The organism is Thauera sp. JM12B12, from assembly GCF_039614725.1.
Lineage (GTDB): Bacteria > Pseudomonadota > Gammaproteobacteria > Burkholderiales > Rhodocyclaceae > Thauera.
In genome coordinates this window covers 4,011,516-4,037,628 of sequence record NZ_CP154859.1, presented here as the reverse complement: position 1 = coordinate 4,037,628, position 26,113 = coordinate 4,011,516, and the positions used below count along the sequence as shown (strand labels likewise).

Annotated in this window: 16 protein-coding genes; all 16 read right to left on the bottom strand. The window is 74.4% G+C overall.

What is annotated here, in order from left to right:
• Nucleotides 1–77 precede the first annotated feature (77 nt).
• The 16 genes from AAG895_RS18265 to AAG895_RS18190 all read right to left on the bottom strand — a co-directional run bounded on the left by AAG895_RS18265 (nucleotide 78) and on the right by AAG895_RS18190 (nucleotide 26,113).
• Nucleotides 78–734: an alpha/beta fold hydrolase gene (locus AAG895_RS18265; RefSeq protein ID WP_345793394.1), complete on the bottom strand. Its 657-nt coding sequence runs from the start codon at nucleotides 732–734 to the stop codon at nucleotides 78–80.
• On the bottom strand, nucleotides 731–1,054 hold the full coding sequence (locus AAG895_RS18260) for a ferredoxin (RefSeq protein ID WP_345793393.1): 324 nt from the start codon (nucleotides 1,052–1,054) through the stop codon (nucleotides 731–733). Before AAG895_RS18260 ends, AAG895_RS18265 begins: the two co-directional genes overlap by 4 nt.
• Before the next feature lie 56 nt (nucleotides 1,055–1,110).
• Nucleotides 1,111–2,211, bottom strand: coding sequence for a VanZ family protein (locus tag AAG895_RS18255; protein WP_345793392.1), 1,101 nt, complete (start codon nucleotides 2,209–2,211; stop codon nucleotides 1,111–1,113).
• Between the two features lie 164 nt (nucleotides 2,212–2,375).
• On the bottom strand, nucleotides 2,376–3,431 hold the full coding sequence (locus tag AAG895_RS18250; protein WP_345793391.1) for a sigma-54 dependent transcriptional regulator: 1,056 nt from the start codon (nucleotides 3,429–3,431) through the stop codon (nucleotides 2,376–2,378).
• A 174-nt stretch (nucleotides 3,432–3,605) separates the two neighbouring features.
• Entirely contained in the window at nucleotides 3,606–4,043 is a 438-nt protein-coding gene (locus AAG895_RS18245) for a hypothetical protein (protein ID WP_345793390.1), read from the bottom strand.
• Nucleotides 4,040–5,974 carry a DUF4157 domain-containing protein gene (locus AAG895_RS18240; RefSeq protein ID WP_345793389.1) on the bottom strand — a complete coding sequence of 645 codons (1,935 nt, stop codon included), beginning with the start codon at nucleotides 5,972–5,974 and terminating at the stop codon, nucleotides 4,040–4,042. The genes AAG895_RS18245 and AAG895_RS18240 overlap by 4 nt, the downstream gene beginning before the upstream one ends.
• Before the next feature lie 118 nt (nucleotides 5,975–6,092).
• Complete coding sequence (locus tag AAG895_RS18235) at nucleotides 6,093–8,624, bottom strand: hypothetical protein (RefSeq protein WP_345793388.1); 2,532 nt, start codon at nucleotides 8,622–8,624, stop codon at nucleotides 6,093–6,095.
• 107 nt (nucleotides 8,625–8,731) lie between these two features.
• Nucleotides 8,732–10,789, bottom strand: coding sequence for an ATP-binding protein (locus tag AAG895_RS18230; RefSeq protein WP_345793387.1), 2,058 nt, complete (start codon nucleotides 10,787–10,789; stop codon nucleotides 8,732–8,734).
• Entirely contained in the window at nucleotides 10,786–12,522 is a 1,737-nt protein-coding gene (locus AAG895_RS18225) for a hypothetical protein (RefSeq protein ID WP_345793386.1), read from the bottom strand. Before AAG895_RS18225 ends, AAG895_RS18230 begins: the two co-directional genes overlap by 4 nt.
• A 4-nt stretch (nucleotides 12,523–12,526) precedes the next feature.
• Complete coding sequence (locus AAG895_RS18220) at nucleotides 12,527–17,476, bottom strand: hypothetical protein (RefSeq protein WP_345793385.1); 4,950 nt, start codon at nucleotides 17,474–17,476, stop codon at nucleotides 12,527–12,529.
• 16 nt (nucleotides 17,477–17,492) lie between these two features.
• A complete protein-coding gene (locus AAG895_RS18215) occupies nucleotides 17,493–19,538 on the bottom strand; it encodes a hypothetical protein (RefSeq protein ID WP_345793384.1) in 2,046 nt (681 codons plus the stop codon).
• A 72-nt stretch (nucleotides 19,539–19,610) separates the two neighbouring features.
• Nucleotides 19,611–20,585 (bottom strand): hypothetical protein, encoded by a 975-nt coding sequence (locus AAG895_RS18210; RefSeq protein WP_345793383.1) that lies wholly within the window; start codon nucleotides 20,583–20,585, stop codon nucleotides 19,611–19,613.
• Entirely contained in the window at nucleotides 20,582–20,902 is a 321-nt protein-coding gene (locus AAG895_RS18205; protein WP_345793382.1) for a hypothetical protein, read from the bottom strand. The genes AAG895_RS18210 and AAG895_RS18205 overlap by 4 nt, the downstream gene beginning before the upstream one ends.
• 43 nt (nucleotides 20,903–20,945) lie before the next feature.
• Nucleotides 20,946–21,257 carry a hypothetical protein gene (locus AAG895_RS18200; protein ID WP_345793381.1) on the bottom strand — a complete coding sequence of 104 codons (312 nt, stop codon included), beginning with the start codon at nucleotides 21,255–21,257 and terminating at the stop codon, nucleotides 20,946–20,948.
• Between the two features lie 36 nt (nucleotides 21,258–21,293).
• Nucleotides 21,294–23,801 (bottom strand): phage tail protein, encoded by a 2,508-nt coding sequence (locus AAG895_RS18195; RefSeq protein WP_345793380.1) that lies wholly within the window; start codon nucleotides 23,799–23,801, stop codon nucleotides 21,294–21,296.
• A complete protein-coding gene (locus AAG895_RS18190; RefSeq protein WP_345793379.1) occupies nucleotides 23,801–26,113 on the bottom strand; it encodes a putative baseplate assembly protein in 2,313 nt (770 codons plus the stop codon). The genes AAG895_RS18195 and AAG895_RS18190 overlap by 1 nt, the downstream gene beginning before the upstream one ends.

Sequence of the window (26,113 nt, the reverse complement as noted above, 5' to 3'; positions counted from 1 at the left end):
GCGTGTCTCCCGTGGCGTGCAGGAGACGATACGCCGCGCGCGCCGCGCCCGAAATTAGGGAAAGCGGTCGGTGCGGCTCAGGCAGGAGCGACGTTGCGCGCGATCAGCTCGCGGATCAGGTGCAGCTTGCCGTGGAAGAAGTGGTCGGCGCCGGGGATGACGATGACCGGCTGCTCCTGCGGGCGCGCCCAGTCGAGCACGTTGGCGAGCGCCACGGTGTCGTCGTTCTCGCCGTGAATGACCAGCGCGGGGATGCCCTTCGGCAGCGCCGGGGTGTCGTAGCGGCGGCCGCTGCCGGTGGTGTCGCCGGCGGCCATGCCCACCAGCACGAGCTGACGCGGCGGCGCGATGCCCTCGGCGAGGCGGTTGGCCACGCGCACCTGCACGTAGCCGCCGAAGGAGAAGCCGCCAAGCGCCAGCGGCAGCGCGCCCCAGCGCGACTCGGCCCAGCTCAGCACCGACAGCATGTCCTCGGTCTCGCCCTCGCCGTGGTCGTGCTCGCCCTCGCTCTTGCCGACGCCGCGGAAGTTGGGCCGGATCACCGCGAAGCCGAGGTCGCGGTAGGCGCGCGCCAGCGTGTGCGCGACCTTGTTGGTGTTGGCGCCGCCGAACAGCGGGTGCGGGTGGCAGACCAGCGCGATGCCCTTCACGGCTTCCGGGGCGTCGATCAGCACCTCGATGGCGCCGGCAGGGCCGCGTAGCAGGGCGGCTTCGGTGGGCAGCGGGCGGCTCATGCGGCGTCCTCCGGCAGGCGCAGGCGCTCGACGACACGGCCATGTACCAGATGGCTGTCGATGATCTCGTCGACGTCTTCCTTGTCGATGTAGGTGTACCAGACGTTGTCGGGATAGACGACGATCACCGGGCCGTCGTCGCAGCGTCCGAGGCAACCCGCCTTGTTCACCCGCACGCTGCCCTTGCCCTTGAGGCCGAGCGCGGCGGTGCGTTCCTTGGCGTAGGTCTGCAGCGCGCTTGCCTGATGGTCGTTGCAGCAGGACTCGCCGGCGGCGCGCTGGTTGCAGCAGAAGAAGACGTGGTGCTTGAAGTAGCTCATGGGGGCTCCCGGGGGTGGGGGCACCGCCCACCGGGGCGGGGGTGCGGGTGGCCGGATTATAGGCGCGGCCCGCGGCGCGAGGGCGGTCCGCCGAGGTGCTCGCCGCGCCACAGGCCGAGCGCCGACAGGTAGGCCAGGGCGACGTAGGGCCACAGGCCATCGACCAGCCCGGTGAGGCCGTGGAAGTTGAGCACGTTGCTGAAGGCCGCCAGCTGGCGGTCGTAGGGCAGGTAGGGGTTCTCGGGGATGAGGTTGGCGAGCGCGGTGGCCAACAGCAGGCTCGTGCCGGCAATCGCGTGCTGGGCCAGCCGCGGCAGCAGCAGGCAGGGCAGCAGCAGCGCAGCGCCGATGGCGAGGCCGCGCTCGGCGCCGGGGGTGAGCCAGGCCAGCGGCGCGGCAGGCGTGAAGAAGGCCCAGGTGGCCAGCGTCTTGGCGCCGATGCCCAGCGCCAGCGTGAGCAGCACCGGCAGCGGGTTGGCGCCGCGCGTCATGCAGCGGGTGAACAGGCCCACTGCGAGCAGGGCGCTCGCGGTCAGCGCGGTGTCGAAGGCGATGAAGCGGTCGGCGCGGAAGGGCAGCGGGGTCGGGACGTCGAGCAGGCTGCGCAGGTCGCCGCTGGAGAACAGCAGGTCGGTGGCGCTGAACTGGCCCAGCAGCCAGAGCGCCAGCAGCACCAGCCCGGCCTCGCCGCTGCCCCCGCCGATCACATAGCGCGCCCGCCAGCGCTGCAGCTGACCCAGCGGACCGAACAGGGCTCCGCTCCAGCGCGCACCCAGCAGCGCGCCGACGAGGGCGCCGGCGGCATTGCCGCCGAGGTCGAGGTTGCTGGCGATGCGTGTGGGCAGGAAGTTCTGCGCGCTCTCGAGCCCCAGGCTCAGCAGCGCACCGATCAGGGTCGCCACGAGCACCCGCCGTCCGAAACCCCAGCTCCCCGGCAGCGCGGCCGCGACGAGGAAGCCGAGCGGCAGGTAGCCGAGGATGTTGAACAGGAAGTCTTCGAGGATGAAGTACTTCGGCCATGGCGCCCACAGCCAGTCGAACGGTGGCAGCCCGCTGTCGCGCCAGCCGGTGAGCGGATGCAGGCAGGCATAGGCCACCAGCAGCGCGTACGCGAGGGCGAGGGCGCGGGGCAGGGTGGCAGCGGGGCTCGGCGGCATCGTGCAGGGCGTCGTTCGAGGGCCGGCGTGCGGGCCGGTCGTGGGCGCGAGGCCTCCGCGGCACCCGCCGGCAGGGCGCGGATGCAGCGGCGAAGGCGGCGAAAGCCCCGAGTTTAACGGCAGGCGGCGATCCGCAGGACGACAGTCGCCGGCGTCCGGTCCGTTCAGCCTGCGTAGCGGTTGCGCTCGATGCCGTATTTCTTGAGCAGCTTGCCGAAGGCGCGGCGTTCCTTGCCCGCGCGTTGGGCGGCGGCCGACACGTTGCCGCCGGTGGCGGCGATCAGCTGCTCGAGGTAGTCGCGCTCGAAGCGGGCGATGACGGTGGCCTTGGCGGTCTTCATGTCCATGTCGGCGAGCCCCTCGGGGGCGGCGACCGTCGTGCCACTGTGCGCGCAGTCCTCGACACCGAGCTCCAGGCGCAGCGCGCCGCCGTCGGCGAGCAGGAACTGGCGGTGCACCACGTTCTCGAGCTCGCGGATGTTGCCGGGCCAGGCGTAGGCCAGCGCCTGGTGTCGCGCCCGATCGTCGAGTACGGGCGCCGGCCGTTCGTACAGGCGCGCGAAGCGCTGCAGGAAGTGCTCGATGAGCTGCAGCACGTCCTCGCCGCGCGTGCGCAGCGGCGGCAGCGTGACCGACATGATCGCGAGGCGATAGAACAGGTCCTGGCGGAAACTGCCCTCCTGCACCATGGCCTCGAAGTCGCGGTTGCTGGCGGCGATCACGCGCACGTCGGCCTGCACCAGGCTGCGCCCGCCGAGCGGGCGGTAGTGCCCGTCCTGCAGGAAGCGCAGCAGGGCCACCTGGCCCTTGTGCGACAGGCATTCGATCTCGTCCAGGAACAGCGTGCCGCCGTCGGCGTCGCCCACAACGCCGGGCTGGCTCTCGCGTGCGTCGGTGAAGGCGCCGCGGGCATGGCCGAACAGCTCGTTCTCGACCAGGTTGTCGGGCAGGGCGCCACAGTTGATCGGCACGAAGGGCTTGTAGCGGCGCGGCCCGAGGTAGTGCATGGCGCGCGCCGCCAGTTCCTTGCCGGTGCCGGTCTCGCCCTGGATCAGCACATGGGCGCTGGTTCCGGCATAGCGCCGCACCAGATCCATCGCGGCGGCAAAGCAGGGCGCGCGGCCGAGCAGGCCGAAGTCGTCCAGTTCGGCCGCGCGCGTCTCCGTTCGTCCCACTGCGGCTGAAGGGGCCGCGGGCTTGCGTGCCGAGCCCAGGATCATCTTCTGCCTCCTCCCTCCGGGCGTTGCGCCGCTTCGCTCGAAGCCAGGCTGCGAGCGGTCTGCGGTCGAGTCGTTATGGATACGCGATGCGGATGCGCTGCATGCACCGCGCGTGCTTCAATCTGGTTGACTCGAGCGGAGGCGTCAAATGACGTTACATGTCGAACGTTTACGTCAAGTGGCGTCGGGCGGCGGATTGCCCTCGAGGTGTGGGGCGGCGAGCTGCAGCAGGTGATCGCGCAGGACGGCGAAGGCGGGCGGGGGCGTTGTCCGCTCCACCACCACCCGGTGCCGGCGAGCCCCGAGCGCGAGCGCGATCTCGTCGCGATAGCCGTCGCGGCCCGGGGCAGAGACCTGCGCCGGCAGCGCGAAGAAGGCGGGACGCTCGAGCAGGCCGAGGAGCGCGCGCAGCTCCGCATCAGACAGCACGCGTGCAGCGCTTGCGGGCCACGGACCGCTCCAGTCCTCGCCGCGCGCGCAGTTGCCGCGCTCGACCTGGGCGTAGAGCGCGCCGTCGGCAAGCACGCGGATCCGCAGGTTGCCGCGGCAGGTGATGGCCTGGATGCGCTGGAAGGTCACCAGCGCGGGCGGCAGCGATGCCGGGGCGGTCAACTCAGGCTCCACTCGGACTGGGTGATGTCGGGGCTGGTCATGCGGCCCAGGGCTTCCCACAGGGTCACGTAATGCCGCGGCAGCACGTCGATGCCATTGGACATCTGACTTGCCGTGTCGGCGCCCCACACGGCCGGGCCGGGCACGCCCGCCGAGGCGACCAGTCCGGAATAGAGCGTCTGTTGTGCGCCCAGGGTGCCCGTGGTGTTGTTCTGGTATTCGTCGGGCAGGCCGAGCATGTGTCCGAACTCGTGCTCACCGACCGAGTAGCGGTTGCTCGCGTAGCTGGTCTCGAAGGCGTGGTCGACGCTGATCACCGCTCGGCGCTGGCTGGCATCGCCGGGCACGCCGACCGGCCCGCCGCCCAGCACGCCGATCGGATGCGTCACGCCGAGCGATGCGAGGAAGGCGCGCACGGCCAGCGCGCGACGTTCGGCCAGGTCCTCGTTGTGGCGCAGGCCGCCTTCGGCGCTGGCGAAACCGTCGACATGCAGCGGAATCATCGGGTCGGACGGATTCCGGCCCTTGAGCGCATCGGCGAAGGCGGTGAGGCTGGGGACGGCGGCCGGCCGGATGCGGTCGGAATCCGGGTCGAACAGCACGGGCGAGGCGCCTGCTGCCGCGAGTGCGCTCTCGAGGCGCTGGCGCTCGGCGGTGGCCACCTGCGTACTGTTGAAGTCGGCTTCCTCGCGCACGTCCGACTGGTAGAGGTCGGCCGTGCCCGGCCGCTCGGGGTGGGCGACGTCGGGGTCGTTCACGGCCGACTTGTAGTCGATCCCGGGCCCGGGGCTCTTGTGTACGGTGGCGACGTAGTGCGCGTCGCTCGCGTCGGCGGTCTCCTGCGCGCTGACCAGCGGCAGGGCCCGGAAGCCCCAGCACGGCTTGGTCGAACGGATCAGATGGCGGCCGCTCCAGCGGCTCGTCACGCGGCCGATGAAGTCGCGTTTGAAATCCGTCTTCTCGGTGTCGTTCCAGAAGAAGCGGCTCAGGTCCTCCCCGGCCAGCAGGCGTTGCAGCAGGTTGAAGCCGCCCGGCGCGTTGTCGGCCGAGACGAACTCGAAGCGGATCTTGACGGTGACCGGCATCAGGCCGATGAGCGGAAAGTAGTCGGCGTCGAACATGCCGAAGGTGGTCGAGGGGATGTTGCGCTCGACGCGCAGGTGGCGCAGCGCGAATGCGTCGCGCCGGCGCCCTTCTTCCTCGCTTGCGCAGTCGCCGAACAGTCCGCCGAAGAGCGGCGGCGCGGGTGCGGCGGGAACGCCCGCCGGCAGCGGAACGCCCGCATCCGCCGGCGTGGGCGCCGCGCCGGCGGCGAGCGGACCGCCATCTGCAACCCCTGCATCGGCATCCGGCGCGCGCGCGATCATGTGTCCCGCGCTGCCATCGACCACATGCGCGAGTTCGTGCGCGAGCAGGCGTCGGCCCGCGTGCGAGCCGGGCTCATACCGTCCGGGCGCGAACACGATGTCGCTGCCCACCGTGAACGCCCGCGCTGCCAGGCCGCGCGCGAGCTGGCCGTCCTCGGCGCTGGTATGGACGCGCACGGCGCCGAGATCGGCCCCGAAGCGCGGCTCGAAGAAGCCCCGCGCCTGCGCATCGAGCGGCGTGCCCGCGCTCAGTGCCGGCAGCGCCGGCTGGCTGTCGGCCGCCGAGGCCGCGGGGGAGGGGGCTCCGGCCTCGGCTGCACGCATGATCCCGTGCGCACAGGCGGTGCAAGGCGCCGCCGGGCTGCACCCCGGGCAGGGCGCAGCCGACATCACTTCGTCTGCAAGCCGCTCGGCGCGCAGCTCGCTTGCATCCTGCGGCTGCGAGACCCTCAGCCCACGCCCCGCCAGAAAGCGCGGCATCCCCGCCGTGGGCACGCGGTCCGCCGCGGGCTGCACGGGCGCGCGCTCGATCCGTCGCCCCCTGGCCAGTGTGGCAAGTTCCATTCGACCTCCTCGCGGTGCCGCCTCGCTGCCGGCGCCGCCCTCGTCTGAAGCATAGTCCGCGCGCGCCCGATCGGCTGTCTCGCGCGCGGCACGCCCGGCGGAGCACGTCCGCCCGCGCTCAGTCCGCAGCCCCCTCGGTGCAGCCCGACTCGCCCATGTGCTCACGCACCGCCTGTTCGATGTCGTCCCCCCAGATCGCGTCGACCAGCAGGTAGCCGCCGAAGCCGACAAGGAAGCCGATCGCCGTTCCGAGCACGGGCGCTCCCGATCCGATCGCAGCGCCTGCCGCGCCGGCTGCCAGCGCGCCGCCGCCGCCCGCGACCGCGGTGCGCGCGCCGGTGGCGTAGTAGTCGATACGGGTGTAGTCGGCATCGAGGAAGGTCTCCTGGAAGGCCATCGAGCCGAGCGAGATGACGGGGGCGGCCACCGCACCGATGCCGGTGGACACGAACAGGCGACCGCCGAGCGCGGTGCCCGTGCTTGCCATGCCGGCGGTCTGGCCGGGGCCGAGCCCGCGCGTGGCCCAGTTCGAAAGGCCGATCCCCGCGCGGGTTTCCAGCCAGGCGCCGCCATAGCCGACAGGCACCGAGGTGGCGACGTTGAAGGCGCCGGTGGCCACCATGCCCGCGTCGAGATCGCCCTCCAGACCGTGATAGATCAGCCGCCCCGACTCGGTCAGCGCACTCAGGGCGCCGCTGATGCGGGCAGCACGCACGGCATTGCCGCGCGCGACGGTGTTGAGTGCCTCGTCGTGGGCGACGCCGTTGGCAACCAAGCGGTGGTACTCGACCACTTCGGGCGGGAACAGGGTGTTGCGCTGCAGGCGCGAGACCGCCTGCATGTTGAGACGCTGCAGTGCGAGCACCGAGGCGAGCGTGGCGCGCGCCGGCAGCACGCGAGCGCTGGCGCGCTGGGCGATCTCGCCGAATGCGACCTGGGCGCGGGCGGCGGCATCGGCGTCGCCCGAAAGCAACAGGGCTTCGAGCTGCTGCCAGTTGCGTATCGCGGCTTCCCCCTCGCCGACCGGTGCGTTGTGCATGAGCGCGTCGAACATCGGCGCGAGCGGCGCAGCAGCGGCGCGCTCGCGCCAGGCGGAGCGCAGCAGGGCGTCGGCGCTGCCCGCTGCGGCGGCGCGCAGGTTGCCGCCGAGCGCGCGTGCGCGCAACCTTGCCGTCAGCTGGGCGCGGATGTCGCGGTACGCCCGGGTCTGGCTCCGCAACGTGCGTACCTGGTCCCAGCTGGTGTAGGTGGTGCCGCCATGGGTGATCGGTTCGGCGGCGAGCGAGGCATCGATGAGCGCGCGCGCGCCCGCATCCATGCGCGAGGGGGCGGCCGATACGCGGCGCTCGATCTCGCTGGCGAATGCGGCGCGGCTCAGGTTGCCGGTCGACACCAGGGTCTCGACCGCAGCGCGCACCACGGCCACATGCTCTTCCGGTACCAGCAAGGCCGCGCCCGCGGAAGCCTCGAGCGGTGTGGCGAACTGCGGGTACTCGGGGCCGAGCAGCGCGGCAGCCTGGTTCAGGGTCGAGCCTTCCGCGCCCGGGCTCATCATGCGCATGAACTTGTCGAGGTAATGCTCGGGGCTCAGGTTGCCCGTCTCCAGGCCCTGCATCGAGTGCGTGATCGACTCGAGCTGGCCGCTGCGCAGATCGAGGACGTCGAAAGTGGGGGCGTTGGCCTGCAGTCGGTTCAGGTCGATGACCGACGGGTCGACGATCGTGCGCAGGTCGCTGCCCAGATGCAGCTGCTCGAGCATCGTACCGCGCCAGTTCACGCCCGCCCCGCGCATCGATGCGGCCGAGGTCGGGTCCGCGCCGGGCGTCATCACCGGTCGGAGGAAGGCGCTGCGCGCGTAGAGGTCGGTCGGGTTCGCATAGAGGTCCGTGGGCACCAGCGACACCACGCCCGCGGCCGCGCGCGTGCCCGGCCGCGGGGCGAACGGATCCTCCGTCATCCAGTCGTAGGGCGCCCCTGGCAGCATCGGCTCATAGCTCAGGGCAGGGGACGGCGGCGGGGGCGGCATGCGCACGGTGAGGGCTTGCTGCAGCGGGTCGTGAGCGGCGTAGAACGCCTGCAGGTCGACCTGCGGGACATTGTTCTGCGCCAGGAAACGCTCGAACTGGGCAGGGGTCAGGACCTGCCCGTCGTGGCGGAAGGGCAGCCCTTCCTCCCGGCTCGTGTCCGCCGGCACCACCGCCAGGGTCAGCCCGCCGACCGGGAGGATCTCGTAGAGCTGTTCCGGGACGGCGGTGATGCCTTCCTCGGCAAGCCAGCAATGCCCCATGTCTCCGCGACGGCGGCGCTCTGCGGCCAGTCGGCGGCGCAGGTTGGCGTGGTCGTAGCCCGCCTGTGAATCGGGTCGCCGGCTGCCGAGGAAGGCGACGACCCGGTGCCAGTGCGCAAGCAACTCGGCATTGGTCAGTGCGCGGGTCGACACCGCGCATGGGTCGTAGGCCGCGCCGGCGGCCGGCGGCATCCTCGACGGACGCGCCACGGGCCGGTTCATGGTGGGCCCCGGTACTGCGACCGTCGCCCCCTCCGCCGCCGTCATGCCGCCGACCTCGTCCGGGAACCGATGCACGACGTCGTTGCCGTCGGTGCCGCCCGAGGCCGCCGGTCGCAGGCCGCCGGCCAGGAAGCGCGGCATGCCGGCCTCGGGTGGCGTGCCTTGTCCCTCGCTTCGGCACGTGGTGGCAGCTGCGGGCGCGGTCTTCGCGGTCTTCGCGGTCCGCGATTCCGCGAGGCACGGGCCGTTCATGGACTGCGCCCCGCCCCCGCCGGCACCGCCTTGCCCAGCTTCCTGTACTCCGCCGCCACCGCCATCGCGATCTCCGCCTCGCCGATCGTTCCGCCACGCAGGCGTGCGCTCGCCGCGGCCGCCAGCACCACGTTGCGGATGTGCCCGCCGGCCAGATCGCAGGCGGCGGCGAGGCGGTTGAGCGCCGCGGCGTCCAGACTGTGGGCGTCGCCGAGGTGGGCGAGCCACAGCGCGCGGCGCTCCTCCGGGCCGGGCGTGGGGAACTCGAGGATGGCGTCGAGGCGGCGGGTGAAGGCGGGGTCGAAGCGCGCGCGGCTGTTGCTTGTGAGCAGCACGATGCCCTCGAAGCTCTCGATGCGCTGCAGCAGGTAGTTGGTCTGCTGGTTGGCGAAGCGGTCGTTGGCGTCCTTGACGTCGGTGCGCTTGCCGAACAGCGAGTCGGCCTCGTCGAACAGCAGCACGACCTCGGCGTGCTCGGCGCGGGCGAACAGCTCGGACAGGTTCTTCTCGGTCTCGCCGATGTACTTGCTGGTGACCGAGGCCAGGTCGACCCGGTACAGCGGCAGGCCCAGGCGGGTGGCGATCCAGCCCGCGGCGAGGGTCTTGCCGGTGCCCGACGGGCCGACGAGCAGGGCGCGCACCCCGGGGCGGTAGCGCGAGCGCGCTGCGGCGCCGAGCCCGCTGACCAGCGTGTCGCGCAGCCGGCAGCGCGCGAGCAGGCCGTCGAGCGCCTGGCGCAGCGCGGGCACGAGGACGAGGGCGTCGTCGTCGATGTCGTCTTCGAGCAGCTCGGCGAGGGCGCCGAGGTCGGCGCCGACACCGCTGCGCGCGGCGGCGGCGACATGGGCGCTGGCCAGCGGCTCGCCCGCGCGCGCGGCGGTGGAGCGGGCCGCCTGCCCGAGCTCGACGATGCGCCCGGCGCTGTGCCGGTGCTGGCTGGCGAGGCTGTCGAGCACCGGGGTGGGAAGGTTGTCGCCGAGCGCCTGTTGCCACAGCGCCCGGCGCTCAGCCGCCGGTGGCACGGCGAGCCGCCATTCGGCGATCGCGCCCTGCGCCTCGAAGCTGCCATCGGCGCCGCTCACCACCAGCACGGGCCCGCGATGGCCAGGGAGGGCGGGCAGGCGCTGGCGGTCGCCGGGCGCCAGGCGCAGGCACAGCACCGGCAGGCGGCCGCGCAGCCACAGCCAGGGACCGAGGCCGGGCGGCACCTCGCCGCTGACGAAGGCAGGTCGCGCGCCGAGCGCGGCGGCGACCTCGGCGGCGGCCGCGCGCGCCTCGCCGTCGAGCGCGGCACGAATCACCAGCACGCGCGCGCCGCCACGGGCGAGGCCGTCGGCGTGGCGGCGGGCCGCCGCGCGCGTCGACGGCGCCAGCGCGGGCAGCGCGCTGCAGTCGTTGTCAACGCCGGCGAAGCGGCCCTCGTGGCCGCCCAGCGCCATCACGATCGGCAGCGGCAGGCGCACGCTGCGCTCGCACAGCGGGCGATCCTCCGGCACGAGCTGGATCAGGCCGTGCGCCTGCGCCGCCCCGTCGGCGAGGCGGGACAGCGCCTCGGCTTCGCCCAGGCGCTCGCACAGCGAGGCGAGCAGGCCGAGGCTGGGGCGGGCCTCGCCCACCGGGTGCTGCAGCCAGATCAGCGCGCGGGCCGCCATCGGCTCGAGCTCGCAGGCGCGCGCCAGGGTGATCGCCATCGTCTCGGCCAGCGACAGGCGCTCGTGGCGGGCCAGGGCGTGCAGGGCGCGGTCGGCCTCGGGCGGAGCGTGCAACCACGCACCGAGCGCTGCGCGGGCGCGGGCCTGCTCATCCTCATCCGCAGTCTCGACTCGTGCGCTCTGCGTCTCGAGGCCGAGCCGGTCGCGGTGCGCGCGCAGCCAGTCGGCCTCGGCACCCTGGCCGGGTAGGCAGGCGGCGGCAAGCATCGCGAAGCCGAGCTCGGCGAGCGGAGGGGCGGGGGCGGTCGGGGCGGCATCCGCGCGCCCCTGTCCCGTGCCGGCGTCAGTCCCTGCGGCGCGGCCGTGTTCGGGGGGGCGTGCGGCTTCCTCCGGGCGTTTCATGACGGCCTTCGCCCGTAATGAAAGCGCACCACCCGCCCGAACCACGGCAGCCAGCCCGGGTCGATGTCCAGCCCGGCGCGGCGGATGCGCAGATCGAGCTGGTCGAAGGCCAGCCAGACGTCGGCATGGGTGGGCGTGATCACCATCTGCGCCCGGCGCAGGCACAGGCTGGCCGGTCCGATGCCGATGGCGATGCGCAGATGGCGGCGGCAGGCGGCGAGCCAGCGTGCGGCCTGGCGCCGCTCGTCAGCATCGACGGTGGAGCGGCCCAGCCACCAGGCGGGGTCGTCGTCGGCCACGCCCAGCCGCTGCATCAGCGCGCCCAGGACCACGGCCGGCAGTGCGCCGCCAGCGTCCGGGTGGGCCTTCAGCCAGGCGGGCAGGCCGACGCGTTCGAGCACCGGCAGCAGGAAGAGCAGGCCGCCGACGCGGGTCGGCGCGTCGATGGCGTGGGGTGCGCTGATCCAGCCGGCCGCGGGGTGAGGCGGATTGGCGCCGCGGACTGGGCTAAAGGCGTGGCTTTGCGCGATACCGTGCGCGGGATGCGCCGTAGGGCCGGCATCGGCGAGGCCCTGGCCGGCTGCCGCACCTTGCGCGCCGTCGCGCAGGGACGGGGTGCCAGGCGCGACGGGCGACCCTGCCGATGCGCGCCCGAGGGCCGCCAGGGCGCGGTAAGGCCTGGCGTCGGCGAGGGGCGGGACGATGCGCCAGGCGCTGGCGCGTGGCGCGACGCCGGCCGCCGGGTCCGCGTTCGGCTGCGGCGATTTCATCGCCGGCAGGCGCGTGCCTGCACGCGCAGGGGCGGCGACCGGGGCGAAGGCGTTTCCTGCGCCCGCTGCGTCCCGGGAGGGTGATGCTGCCGCGGCCCGTGCGCGGGCCGGGCGCAGTGCCGCGGTGGGTGACTGGGCGTCGGCACTCTGCAGCGGAGGCCTTCCCGTCTCCAGTTCCGTTGCCTGAGGGCTGCGGCGGCGCGGCTTCGTGCGCCCCGCCTGCGCCCCGCGCTCGGAGCTGCCACCCGCGTCCTCGATCCCGGCCAGGCCTCGTCCGGCAGCCAGCGCCTCCAGCAGCCGGCGTCGCGGATCGTCGCCCGCGAGGACTTCGCGTGCCCATGCCAGCGCGCGCTGCCAGGCCGGTGTATCGCCCGGCGCGCCCCCCGTGGCCGGGCGGCCGGGCGTGCAGCAGGGTGCGACCACTGCGGTATCGTCGGCATCGAGCGCCTGCAGCAGGCGCTCGGCGCCGCCCCAGGCCACGATGCGGGCGAACCAGTGCGGCAGCGCGGTCGCGGCCGCCTCGCCGCGCGCGAGCGAAAGCGCGATGCTGCGCAGCCCGGCGCCGATCCCCGCGTCGGGGCGGTAGCCGGGCACGGCCAGCGCCCAGCACCAGGCGCGCGCGGGACGGCCCGCGAGCAGCCGGGCGCTGAGGGCGAGGTGGGCTTCGAGCGCATCGGCGAAGTGCACTGCGCGCGCGGCGGCAAGCGCGGCGTCGTCCGCATCGCGCCCGCTGACCGGGGCGAGCGCGCGGCACGCGGACGCCAGCCCGATCGCGATGCCCTGCGCCGACACGCCGGGGGCGAAGGCGGGCAGGTCCAGGCGCCGCACCAGCACCAGCTCGGCGCCGTCGCCCGGCAGGCTGGCGGTGCGCAGGGCGTCCTCCACCAGCAGGCCGGCGCGGCGCGCGAGCGCGGCGCTGGGCGCGGCGATGTCGAGGCGATGCACGCTGCGCGCGAGGCTCATGACGCTACACCGCCTTCGTCCCCGCCAGCCGCGCCGAGCCCATTGCCACCGGGCTCGCGGCATCCACGAAATGCACCCGGGTGTCGGCGGCGAGATTCACCGACAGGCCTTCGACCTGGACCACGGTGGCAGCGGCAGTGGCGCCTGCGAGATCCTCGACGTTGGCGCGCGCCACCACGCGCGCGCCCTGGTAGATCAGCGCCTGCATGCCCACCCGAAGCTGCAGCGCGTCGGTCACGCGGATCGGCAGCCGGATCCCGGGTCGCACCGTCACCGGCTCGGGCAGGCGGCCCGACAGGATGCGGTTGACCGGCGCGTCGCTGGCGAGCAGCAGCGTCATGTGCACGACGTCGTTGATCAGCGCCTCGGCCTCGGCGTCGCCACTGCGGATCTGCGCGAACAGCCAGTCCACATAGGCCTGCAGGCGGCGGCGCTCGGCGTAGTCGATCTCGCCCCAGCGCGCGAGCCCGGCGAGGTTGCGCAGGCGCGGCGTGGCGTCGAACTGCGACAGGCGTTCGGCCCAGTCCAGGCGGATCGAGGGCAGCACCGTGCAGAAGGCCTCGTGCAGGCAGGCCGCGATGCGCGACAGCTCGTCGAACAGGGTGGCGGCCCTGTTCGCCACCGCGCCGCTGCCGTGCTCGCCATCGATCAGGTCGCCCAGCGACACCATCTTCTCGGCCTCGGCGCGCGCGCCCTTCCAGCCCAGGCCTGCGACCGCGGCGAGGTCGATGCGGGTGACTTCGGCGCGCAGCTGCTGCACCGCCCGCAGGCGCTTGCCGTGCAGGCTGACGATCGCGCCGGCCACCCCCTTGCCCGGCGCGGCGGGGGCCGGCTGGGCGGCGAGCTTGAGCTCGAGCAGCTGGCTGCGCAGCTGGGCCGACTGCATCGCCTTCAGCAGCAGATCGCTGCGGTCGAGGCGGTCGAGCAGCCCCGGCAAGGCGGCGAAACTGCGCGCCGGCGCCTCGCGCACCACGGCCAGCAGGTCGCGCAGCGCGTCGGGGGCGTCCTGGTGGGCGGCCAGGCAGGCCGGCACCGCCGGCGCGAGCAGGCCCGGGTCGAGCGTGCGTTGTGGCGCCGCGACGATGAGCTCGGCCTCGCGCGGGCGCTGGTAGGCGATGAAATGCACGTGCTCCTGCAGGATGCGGGCGCGCCGCGCGTTGATCGCCGCCAGCCGCGCCTCTTCCTCGGCGATCAGCGCGCGCGTCACCGCGACGTCGTGACGCGCCTCGGCCAGCTCCTCGCCGATCGCGCGCAGCCGGCCGTCGAGCGCGCGCGCGGTGGCGCGCAGGTCGTCGAGCACGCGCTGGCTCATCGCGATCGCGTCGCGGTAGCGCCGCACCCGGCCCTCGAGCTGGCGCATCAGCACCACCGTGTTGTCGGCGAGGTCGGTGCCGTCGGCGAACTGGGTCGACTCGTCGACCCGAAGGCGCTGCGGTGTCCGCAACAGCAGGGACATGCGCCACGGTTCGCGCAGCATCTGGGCGAAGGGCAGACTGCGCGGGCGGGCGTCGAGCAGCGCCTGGTCCTCGGCGCTGTCGCTGTCGATGGCCGGAATCGCCACGCCCTTCTGCACCTCGTCCGCGTTGGCGTAGAACAGCGCGGGGTCGCCGCGCGTGCCGTGGAGGTCGATGTCGAGGAACAGGCCGGGCGTCTCGCCGCCATCCTCGCGGGTCAGCGCCTCGGCATAGGCGGTGATCGCGCGCACCGCCTCGTAGCGCGTCGCGGTGCTGTAGTCCTTGGCCTCGGTGGCGCGCGGCGCCTGCAGGCGTTCGGCGATGCTCACCGTGCGCACCTCGGCCTTGCCCACCACCGGCGCGGCGTTGGTGATGTCCGAGGGCAGGAAGTCGCGTGCCCCCGAGATGGCGTACTGCGGCGCGGTGGCGCGCTTGATGAAGAGGTTGCCGGTGTCCGTCTTGAGCTCGGTGCCGAGCGTGTCGGCGAGCGTGCGCGTGTCGCCGGTCGCCAGTCGGGCGTCGAGCGTGAGGCGGCCGAGGTCCGTGCCGGCATCGAAGGCGAGCGTGTCGCTCGTGCCGACGCTCGGCGCGCGGGTGTCCGCCGTGCGGAGCTCGGTTGCGCCGGTGGCGATGGACGGCGACCCCTGAGCGTCCGCCCGCGGCGTGGGCGCTTCCTGCTTGAGTTCGTTGAAGAAGCCCGAGATGCGCTCGGTGGTGGCGACCGCGGTCTCGGCCTGGGCGATGCCGGCCAGCGCCGGGGACACCGCCAGCCGGGTGGCGGCCGAACTGCCGAGGATGATCTGGCGCACGCGGTAGATGTCGGTCTGTACCTTGACGAAGTTGAAGTCGACCAGATCGTCCGTGCGGTCGGCGCGCGCCTTGAGGTAGGCGATGAAGCCTTCCAGTCCGCGCTGGAAGAGCTGGTAGCGCTCGTGCGCGGACAGCGCGGTGAGCGCCGGGTCGTCGTACAGCGCCAGTGCGGCGGCGACCGCGCCGTTGCGACCGGCCGCGCCGGGCGCCAGCAGGTCGCGCGGGCTCAGGAAGTGCCAGCTGCCGCTCGGCCGGGCGCCTGCCGGCAGGCTGCCGGCAAACCACGGGCGCTCGTTGCCGGCGGCGTCGATCACGCCGCTGGCGCCGAAGCTGACGCTGCCATCGCCGACCAGGAAGCGCACGCCGCGAATCTCCAGGTCGGTGGCGCCGACGCCGGTCGCCTCGTCGGCGCCGACCTCGAGCCGCACCCAGCGCCCGGGTCGGGGCAGCGGGCCGGCGCGGCGCCGGACCAGGCCGGGCTGCGGCACGGCGGGGATGCGGTCCAGCCCCCACCTGGCCTGATGCAGGCGCTGGCTGCTGCGCCACTCGACCAGCACCTGCGCCGGCGGGGCGTTCGGGTCGAGCCAGACCCACACGAAGAAGCGCTCGCCGGCGCCGGCCCGCATCGTCGCGGTGGCGCCGTCGAAGCCGTGTTCGCTCACGGTCAGCCCGGCCGCGCCGGTATGGCCGCCGCCGGGCGGTGCGCCCGCAGCCTCGACCGGCAGCACGCCGTCGATGCGCTCGAAGGGCGCCCACAGGTCGTTGTGGGTGAGCATCGTCCACGGCTCGTCGCCACCGCCACGCGCATTGGCCGGCAGCACGCCGCAGAACCACTTTTGCCGCGCGCCGCCGGCACTGACGCTGCCGGTCATGCCATACGCGGCCTGGCCGTCGTACAGCGTGAAGGCCATGCCGTCGACCACCCGGCCGCCGAGGCCGACGCGCGCGGCCGGGATGCGCAGCTCGACCCAGCGCCCGGTGGGCGGCAAGTCGTCGATGCGGGTGCGTTCGCCGCCATCGGCTGCGCCCCAGGGGATGAGGTCCTCGCCCCAGTAGGCGCGGTGCTGCCAGCCGTCGGCATGCCACTGCAGCATCAGCGTGCGCGGCGGGTGGTCGGCGTCGAGATGGACCCAGGCATAGAGCTCGCTGCCGTTGGCGACCGCGAGCGTGTCGCTGGCGGCCTCGAAGAAATGCTGGTGGATGCCCGCGACCAGGCGCGAGCGGTGGCCGCCGCCGGCCGGGGGCGGTCCCCAGGGCGCGAGCGACTCCGGCTCCAGCGCCTCGGGGTCGGCGTCGATGGCGGGGACGTCCACGCTGCGGCCGCCGATCGCGCGCGCCAGCAGCGCGGCGCGGGTGCGCAGGCCCTGGCGGGCGCCCAGCCAGCGCGCGCGCACGAGCAGGAACTCGGCGAGCGTGGCGGCGAACTCGGGGTCGATGCGCTCGCGGATCAGCAGGCGCGGGTCGAACACCGCCTGCGGCACCGGCACCAGCAGGCGCACGCGCCCGCCGAGGGCGAGATCGATCGGGGCGAGCGCGGCCGATTCGCCGATCGCGGCGTCCAGCTGCTCGACCGGTACCGGCGCCGCGTCGAGCTCGAAGCTGGCGGGAAAGAAATCGCTGCGCAGGCCTTCGAGGTCGAGGGCATGGGCGGGCAGCAGTCCGAACGCGGGCAGGCGTGAGAAGCCTGCCGCCAGGGTGGCGGCGTCGGGCGCCGGCTCGCCGGCGGCGGCGATCTGTTCGGCGAGCTGTTCGAGCTGCGCCTGCCACAGCGCAGGCAGGCGCCAGCGCGTGTCCAGACCGTCGGCGCCGCCGCCCATGCGCGCCCAGCGGCCGCGCCCGCCAGCGCGCACCACGCTGGCACGATCGAGGAACAGCGGCGTCCAGTCCGCCGCGCAGGCCACCACGCCGAGGGCGACGCCGAAGGCCTCCCAGGGCAGGCGCTCGTCGGCGGCGAGCGCGCGCTCGGCGTCGAAGATGCGCCACGCCAGCAGGTTGCGCCAGCGCTGCGGGCCCGAGGGCGGCAGCGGCGGCAGGCTGCGCCATTCCTGCGGCCAGGCGTACCACAGCAGGCGCGCGCCATCGCCGATCCGCCAGTCCTCGAAGGCGATCGTGCCTTCGCCGCAGCCATGCAGCGGGCAGGGGTCGGTGGGGTCGAATTCGCCGATGCGGTCGGCGCACACCGGCTGCAGCACCAGAATGCCGACGCGCGGCAGGGCGTCGGGGTCGGCCGCGACCACCGCGCCCAGGGCGGGGCCGACGAGCTTGCCGGCGAGGGTGTCGCCCGCGCCGCCGGCTGCTCCCATGGCCGCGAATGCAGCCGGATCGGCGACCACCGGCAGCCGGGCAAGCGCGAGTTCGCGGGCGTGGGGTAGGTGGACGTCCTCGCCGTCGGCGCTCAGTGCGATGCCCTGCATCAGCGCCAGGCGCGCGTCGGCGAGACCGCTACCGGCGCCGTCGATCAGCGCCGCCTCCAGCCCCTGCACCACGCCGGGGGTGAAGGCCTGCCCGCGCAGCGCGACATGGGCTGCGGCCCAGGCCTGGCGGCCCGCGAGCGTGGGTGCGGTCAGCGCGCGACCGGGGAACAGGTTGGGCCGGCGCAGCCACCAGCTGGCGGCCTGCGTGACGTCTTCCGGGGCCAGCGCGAGCACGCGTTCGCCCGGCAGCGGGGCTTTGATCGGGGTGATGCTCACGATTCACCTCCTTGCATCAGGTCCCGCCGCTGGCGGGCTTGCGCCGGCGCGCGCGGGTGGCCGCGCCGGCGGGTGCAGCGGGCTGTGCGTCGGGCGCCGGGGCGGACTCGGGCGTCCCGCTCACGCTCGCCTTGCGGCGCCGGCCCGAGGGCGAGGTGGCCGCGGACGAGCCTGTCGCCTGTGCCGCAGGTCGGGGCGCGGCGCGGCTTCGCGGTCTGACGGTGGCGTCCACCACGGGGGTGGCCGGCGCGGGGGCGTCTGGCGCGGACACCGTGCTGCGGACGGGTTGCGGGCGCAGCACGCTCTGCGCCAGGGGCCGGATCTCGGTGCGGGTGGCGAGCGTGGCCTGCGCATCCGCCGTGCGCCAGTCGGCTTCGCCGCTGGCGATCTCGCGCAGCGCGGTCTTGCTCGGCACGGTGTCGGCGCGCGTGGTCTCCAGCCGCACCAGGCCATCGCCGACGCCGGGCGCCGACAGTTCGGCAGCCACCTTCAGCACCGCGGCCTGGTCGAGGGTCTCGGCCCGCGACAGCTCGCCGATCGCCGCCGCGGTCAGGGTGGGCGAGTCGGCAAAGCGCGGGCTGGCGAGCAGGCTGCTCACCTCGAGCGCGGCGCGTGGCGTCGCGGTGGCGAGCACGCGGTTGAGCGGGGTGTCGAGGCCGAAGGCGTTGAGCCGCGGGGCGAGTTCGCCGACCCGGTCCTGGCCGGCGACGCGGATCGCCTCACCGGCGAGCTCGTCGCGGTAGGCGAGGTTGCGCCGCCGCACGAACCACAGCTCGGGCAGGGCCGCCAGCCGCGCCCACTCGGCATCGGCCGGGTCGGTGGGGGTGAGCGGCGGCAGCGGGCGCGGAACGCGCAGCTGCTGCAGGATCTCGAGCGGCTTGCGGGTGGCGACGAGATTGATCGCCGCCGGGCGCAAACTGCGCAGGCGGGTGCCCGGCTGGCTGCCGAGGCGGGCGTTGACCGCGCGCCACTCGTTGCGCGGCACCGGGGCGAGGATCAGCACCGAGCTCGACTCCAGCGTTTCGGCCGCCGCGGCGAGGTCGATCGGCGGCAGCGCAAGCGCCTCCTCGACCAGGGCGGGGAGCTCGTCCTCGGGGACGATGGAGAAGTCGACCGCCATCTCGGCGGGGAAGTAGCGCTGGGTGAAGTCGCGCGGCGCGATCATGCCCGGCGGCAGGGGCCCGGCCGGCGGCAGCAGCGTGAAGCGCTCGCGCGCGGCGAAGCCGCGGCCGCCATTGGCCGCCACCGCGTCGGCGAGGTGGAGCTGGTGCTGCAGCAGGTGAGCGAGTCGCAGCGCGCGCGGCGAGTGTCCCAGCCCGGGCAGATCGGCACGGTCGGCACCGAGTTCGCGCCGTACCAGCGGGGCGTCGATCCACACCGGCAGGTTGTTCTGCAGCGCGATCATGGCCAGCGGCAGCACGTTGGAGGACAGCAGCGGGCCGGCGTCGCCGGTGAAGATGGTGGCGGCCGCGCGGGCGCGACGGGCCTCGAGCGCGTCGGCGGCGCCGTCGTCGTTCCACGGCACCAGCACCACCGCGGTGGCCTCGATGATGTCGGCGTCCTCGACGGTGCGCGGGCCGGTGATCGTGGTCGGGTAGGCGCCGACCGCGTTGTCGGTGAACTCCACCGGACGCAGCGCGAGCACGAACAGCCCGGTGCGGCTGCGCAGCGGTGGCTGCGGGATGCGGCCGAGCCCGAAGCGCGCCGACAGCTGCTCGGCCTGCGGCACGTCGGCCAGGCGCAGACCAAGCGCGCGCGGCAGCACGACGAGCTCGCCCGCCGGGGTCACGCCATGGCCGGCCGAGACCTCGATGCGGTCACTGCCGCCGCCGCTCACCACCAGGCCGGTCGCGACGCCGCTGCCGGCGGCGCGGCCGAGGTCGGCCTCGCGGGTGAGGATGTACTGCTGGTCGCGGATGAGGTCGCGCGCGGCCAGGAAGCGGCCGTCGAAATAGCGCGGGCGCTCGCGGCGCGGATCCTCGATGAGCACGCCGGCGGTGCGCAGCGCACCGACCTCGCTCGCGCTCAGGGTCACGCGGCTCTTGCCAGTCGTCAGGTCCATGGCATGTCCTCCAGCGCGTCCGCTGACGCGCGCAAATGCATTCGGGTGGCCGACGCGGGGTGCATGTCGCCCTCAGCGCCCCAGGCCGAGCGCACCGGCCATCAGGCCGAGATGGGGCAGGAAGCGCCGCCCCCAGTTGTCCACGATCACCTCGCCGCTGCGCGCGGGCGGGTTGCCCGCAGCGACGCCGACGAAGACGCGGGCGAGGAACACCGCGGTCGGGTCCAGCGCCGGCGGGTGGCCGGGCGGACGCGGCAGGTTGCCATCGGCGTCGGTGTGGCCGGCCAGGCTGGGCCAGGCGTCCAGCACCGCGTCCTGCAGCGCATCACGGCGCGCCTCGGGGGCGAGGGTGGAGAGGTCGCGGTCGGTCAGCGGCAGGCCGCTGAAGTCGTCGTCGAGCCCATCGCCGCGCAGCACCAGATGCACTTCCCAGCCATCGCGCAGGCGCGCGGTCTCGACCGCGTCGAGGGCATCGAAGGGGCCGCTGGCGAAGGCGGGCGCGAGCGCCTGGCGGCAGGTCACGAAGCGGATGAAGACGTCGGCGATCACCGCGCGCGCCGGCAGCACGCTGCCCTCGCCGAGCAGGCGGGGGCTGGCGAAGCGCGCCGGGTCGTCGAGCGCGGCGCGGCGCAGCGCGTCGCCGTCTTCGCGCGCGAGCTCGCCGGTGAACCAGCGCTCGACGCGCAGGCAGACCGGGACGCTGAGCTCGATCAGGCGTCCGAGGCGGTCGACCGCGAGCCCGGGCGCGATACGCAGCTCTTCCTCCGCGGCCTGTGGCGGCGGGCGGTGGGACACGCGCAGCCCCGCCAGCGTGCCGCCACCGTGCAGGCCGACCACCCCGCCCTCGTCGCTGGCGGGCGTCGCCAGGCGCCGGCCGCCGGCGCCGCTGGCGAAAGCGAGCGCGCGCGCGAGGCGGTTGCGGTGATAGGTCTGCTCGTCGGCGAAGTCGCGGGCGCCGAGCAGCATGCCGGTGGCGTAGTGGGGGCGCGCGGCCTGCGGCAGGGCGTACAGGGGGTCGTCAGCGGGCGGGCGCAGTGGGCTGTTCATGATTCGCTCCTCGGCTTGCGCGGCTTGCGGGCAGGCGCGGACCTGGGGGTGACGAGCGTGGTGTCGAGGCGGGTGGTCGGGGTCGTCAGCGTCGGCGACACCGGCACGGGGCTCACCAGCACCGGCTCGAGCACGGGACGGACCGGGTCGATCAGGCTGCGGATGACGTCGACCGTGACCACCGCGGGTGCACTGGTCTGGCCGGTGTCGGTCAGCACCACGAGCTGGAAGCGATGGCTGCCGAGCGCGAGCCCGGCATCCACGGTGATCGTCGGTGCGGTGGTCTTGATCGGCTGGCCGCGAACGAAGGTGGCCATGATGTCTCCCCGAGGGCGTCTGCGTGACGGGTTGGGCCGACCCTCAGGGCTGGCCGAGGTAGGTCCACAGGTAGGTGGTGACGCGACCGCCGCCGGCATCGAAGGAGCGGCTGCCATCGAGCTCGAAGCTGCGGCCGAAGCTGACCGAGCGTGGCGCGTTGAGCACCGCGGTCGGGGCGTCGGTGTCGGCGACGATGACCACCACGTCGTCCGGGATCGAGGTGTTGCCCGAGTCATCCACCACCACCAGGCGGAACACATGGCGGCCGAGCGGCAGCGGCCGGTTGGCGGACACGGTCACCTCGACGGCGGGGGTCTCGGTCTTGACTTCGGTGTTGATGATGAACTCGGCCATGATGGGCTCCTTGGTGGTGGCGAAAAGGCGCGGGGGCTAGTCGAGCAGGCGCCAGCGGTACTCGGTGAGGCGGCGGCCGGGGGCGGCGCGCGAGCGGCTGCCGTCGAGCATGAAGCTGCGGCCGTGGGGCACGCGGGTGTCGGCGCCGGCATCGGCGATCGGCGCGGGCGAGGCGGCGAGGGCGGCCGGCGCGCCCGACAGGCGCGGGTCGAGGCTGCCGACGCCGAGCACGCGGTCGCCGTTGCCGAGCGTGCTGCGGTTGGCGCGCGCGGGCTGCACGGGGCGGGGTGGCCCGAGCCAGGTGTCGACCCCGACCAGGCTGGCGATGCCGGTCAGCAGCGGCCAGGTCGCGTGGGCGATCTGCACCTCGACGTGGGCGGGCGCCTCGAGCTCGACGATGCGACGCAGCAGGCCGTGTGCCCCCTCGTGCTCCTGGTCGCCGTGCACCAGCACCAGCGTGCGGTAGGCCAGGCGCTCGTAGAAGGCGAGCACGGCCTCGCGCTCGCTGGCGCTGGCGACTTCGTCGCGGAACAGCGCGAGCAGCTCGACGCGCTCGGCCTCGGCCAGGATCAGCGTGTCGCCGACCACCGAGTTGCCGCTGATCACCAGCCCGGGCAGCAGCGGGTCGTCCTCGACGCTCAGGTCGACGCCGAGCAGCGTCGCCAGCAGGCGGCGGATGCGAAAGCCCTCGACGACGACGATGCGGCCGGCGCGCACACCGCCGTCGGTGGCGATGTCGAGCGCCAGCAGCAGGCCGCGGCGGGTGCCGTGGAAGCGCGCGAGCTCGGCGGCGTGGCGCAGCCAGTCGCGACGCCGCGCGGCGGGCAGCGCCGGGTCGAAGGCGACGCCGATCCAGCTGCCCAGCCAGTCCAGCCCGGGCTCGGCGACGGTGTCGGGGTCGGTGACCAGGTGTGCGGCGGCGACGCGGTCCTCGAGCGCGGTGAGCCAGCCCTCGACGTTGCCGAGGAAGCGCTCGAGGAAGTCCGCCGGGGTGCTCTGCGGCTCGCCGGGGGCGACGCGAGCATCGGCGGCGGCGCCGAACTCGGTCTCGTGATAGAGCCGTGGCAGGTACTGGTCGCGAACCGGGAAGCGCGGACCGTAGGCGCGCAGCGCGGCGATCTCGGGCGAGTCGCGGCCGTTGCCGTGCAGCGTGATGCGCACCCACAGGTAGCGTCCGCGCAGCGCGCGCACGCGCCGCCCGTGGCGCTGCACCAGCACCGTCCACAGGCCGGCACGGCCGGGCTGGGGCGCGCCCCAGGCGCCCAGGCCGGAATGGCCGGGCAGCTCGGAGGGCAGGCGCTCCCAGGCGGCGCGCGGCAGCGGCCCCGCGGGCAGCTCCTCGGCGGGTACCGCGCCGAACACATGGGGTTCCCAGTCGACGACGCCGTCAGGCGAGGGCTCGGCGGTGGCGGCGAGCCACACCACGAAGCCGCAGTCGGCCGGGATGCGGGCCTCGGCGTACAGCCGGTGCCACACCGTGGCGGGATCGCCGCTGTCGATCAGATGGTGGCGCTCGGCACCGAAGTTGGCGGCTTCGCCGCGGCGGGCGAGCCGGGACACCGACAGCCGGTGCAAGGGTTCCAGCCCCGGACCGGTGACCGGATAGCGTGGCGGCTGGTCGAGGCGATGGGCGAAGGGGGCCTCTTCGGCCTCGGCCTGCAGCGGGTAGATGTCGCCGCCGGGCTGCAGCGTGAGCGCCTCGCTGGTGGCGCGCGGGCGGAACACCGGCGCGTCGCGCCGACCCGGCACCCGCAGCGCGATCGCGCCATCGGCGAGCCAGTCGAGCGCATAGGCGAAGCGCACCTGCGCCAGCTGCTGCGGCGCGCCCAGCACGGCGCCGTCGGCCTCGACCAGGCGCAGCCGGCACGCGCCGTCGCCCGACCAGGACAGCAGCGCGAGGCGGCCGTCCGCGGCGGCCGCCAGTGCCTGCGGACGCTCGCCCGCCGGCCAGTCCAGCGCGGGTGCCAGTTGCAGGCGCGGGGCGTCGGCGTTCTCGGGCTCGGGGCGGAAGGTGGTGCTGGCGTAGTCGGCCGCCGGGCGCGCAGCGTGCATGCAGCCGCGCAGGCGTGCCAGACGGCCGCTGCCGCGCTCGAGCAGCCAGGCGCCCCCGTCGGCCGCCGCGGCGATGCGCCAGGCCTGGAAACCGGGGGTCGGCAACATGAAGTCGGGCCAGCGCGCGCGCAGGTCGTGCAGCAGCACGCGTCCGGCGAGCGCAACGTAGAGCACGTCGTCGTGACCGGCGGCGAAATCCTGCGGGCGCTCGGGCAGCTCGAGCAGGGTGGCCGGCGCCGGCAGATGGCTGCGTACCTGCAGCGCGCCGGCGGCTTCGTCCCACCAGGCGATGGCGCCTTCGCGGTCGATCGCGTGCGGCAGGCGCTCGAGCGCAGAAGCTGCGATCGCAGCGGCATCCGCGGCCATCGCGCCGAGGCTGCGCTCGCTCGCCAGGTGCAGCGCGCGGCAGCCCTCGCGATAGTCGGCGTGGCTGCGCCCCGGCCAGTGACGGTCGTCGGCGAGCAACCAGAAGCGCTGGCGGTTGGCGTCCATCAGCACACCTCGGGCACGACCGGCACCGCGACCGCCGTCTCGTCGGCGAAGGGGTTGGGCAGCGCGGCGAGCGACTCCGGCGCGGCGTTCGCGCCGCCCGCGCTGCCGGCCGCGACCTCGATCACCTGCACGCTCAGCAGCTCGGGGAGCTGCCAGGGCGCGAGCTCGAGCTGCTGCGAGCCGTCGGTGGTGTTGCGCGTCAGCAGGCGCCAGGTGCTCTCGCCGTCGATCTGCGCGCGCTCGAACAGGTTGAGGCCGGCGACCTCGGCCACGCCGGCGACGCGCGACACCTCGACCTCGAGCTCGCGCTCGCGCACCGGGCGGCGCAGCGGCCAGCCGCTGCCGGTGGGGCCAAGGGGTGGCAGCGGCCACAGCAGCCGGCGCAGGGCCTCGCGGACCTCGAACAGCACCGCGTCGCGGGCGAAGCCGTCGCGGATGACCACCGCCACCGACAGACCCAGCGCGAGGTATTCGCAGCCGATCACGTAGCACTCGGTGGCGAGCGGCGTGCGCGCGGCGAGGTGGGCGTGCACCCGCTCGATGAAGGGGCGGTCGGGGCGCGGATTGGGCGCCGGGCCGAGCGCGCGCGCCGGCAGCACCATCACGCTGACCACGCCGGGCACGTCGAAGCGGCGCTCGCGCGGCTTGAAGCGCGGCAGCACGTCCACCCGGCCGACCTCGGTGCCGGGCACCTCCTGCGCCAGGCGGCGATAATCCTCGGCGGTCACTGCGCGCTCGCGATGGCGCAGCAGGGCGGGGATGCGGCGCTCGGCTACGGCCAGGGTCTCGGCGTCCTCGCCGCCGGCGCTGGCCAGCGGCTGATGCACCTTGATCGCCGGCAGCGCGCGCGGGCTGCCGACCACGCGGGCGGTGGCGAGCTCGGTGAGACTGCCCGCCGGCAGGTTGCCCGCCCGTCCGCCGCCGAAGCGGCCATGGGCGAGACGGACGCGCATCTGGCGTTCCGGCACGCGGCCGCGCACACCGTCGCCGAAGCGCAGCGTGCCGGCCTCGGCGTCGAGCTCGAAGGCGCCGGTCTCGCGGGTGACGACGGGGTCGGCGGAGATCGCCGCGAGCTCGTCGACCCGCGTCCATTGCTGGTAGCCGCGGCCAGGTTCCTCGACCTCGATGCGCAGGCTCGCTGCATCGACCGAGCCGGCCGGTAACTGGAAGACCTGGTCGGCGGCGCCGGTGGACACGCCGAGCACGCGGCCGGCGATGGTGCTGCGCTGGTCGGCCTCGACCGCGTTGACACCGATCCACGACAGCCTGAGCTGCTCGACGCCGCTGCCGGGCCGCGGCCGCAGGCGCAGCCAGCCGATCAGGCGCGCGGCGCGCTCGGGGTCATCGAGCCGCGGCGGGTTGTCGCCGACGCCGGCGCGCGGGTTGTCGCCGACGTCGTTGGACGGCGCCCAGATCAGCGCCTCGTCGGGCATCGGCAGGCGCAGCACGCCGGGGCGGGTGAGGCCGGCGGTCGTGTCGTTGAGCGCGCCGGGCAAGGGTTCGATCGTGAGGTAGTCGGCATCGACGCCGTTGGCGCCCTGGGTGACGATCTCCCACATCACCGGGATGCGGGCGCGCGGCCCGATCTCCTCGAACAGCGCGGGCGCGGCGATCTCCGGCACCACGCCGACCGACAGCAGCGCGGCGGCGCCGCTGTCGCCGCCGCCGAGAGCGCTGCGCGCGGCGGCGTTCACCGCAGCCTGCTGTTCGGGGCGCGCGGCCGGGGCGAGCAGGGCCAGCCACAGCGCGCGGTCGATGCTGTCGGCGAACACGTCCACGCCCTCGCCCACCGCCTGGCCGTCCTCGAACAGCGGCGTCACCTGATAGCCGCGCGCTGCGCCGTCGATGCGGTGCACCCGCTGCAGGCCGTCGATCAGTTCGGCCATGCGGGCGCTGTCGGCCTCGTCGAGCGGGCGCTTGTAGCAGGCTTCGGCGCTGATCGGCAGCACGGTGGTCTCGGCCAGGGTCTCGAAGGGCAGCGCCCCCTTGATCGTCGCGCCCGCGGCCAGCGTGAGCCCGGCGAGTTCGGTGGGCTGGGCGAAGCTCAGGCTGAGGAGGGCCGAGGCTGGCTGGGCCGGGCGCAGGCCCTGGCCGAGCAGCTTCAGGAACACCAGGCGCTGGCGCTCGGGGATCAGGTTGGCGCGATACAGCAGCGCATCGCCCAGCCAGGCGAAGAGCTCGAGCAGGGTGCGCCCCGGGTCGCCCAGGCGCGGGTGGGTCCACTCGGGCGTGTGCGCAGGGATGCGGGCGAGCAGATCCTCGAGCAGGTCGTCGAAGCTGCGGTCGTCGAGGCGGGGTGGCAGGATGGGCAT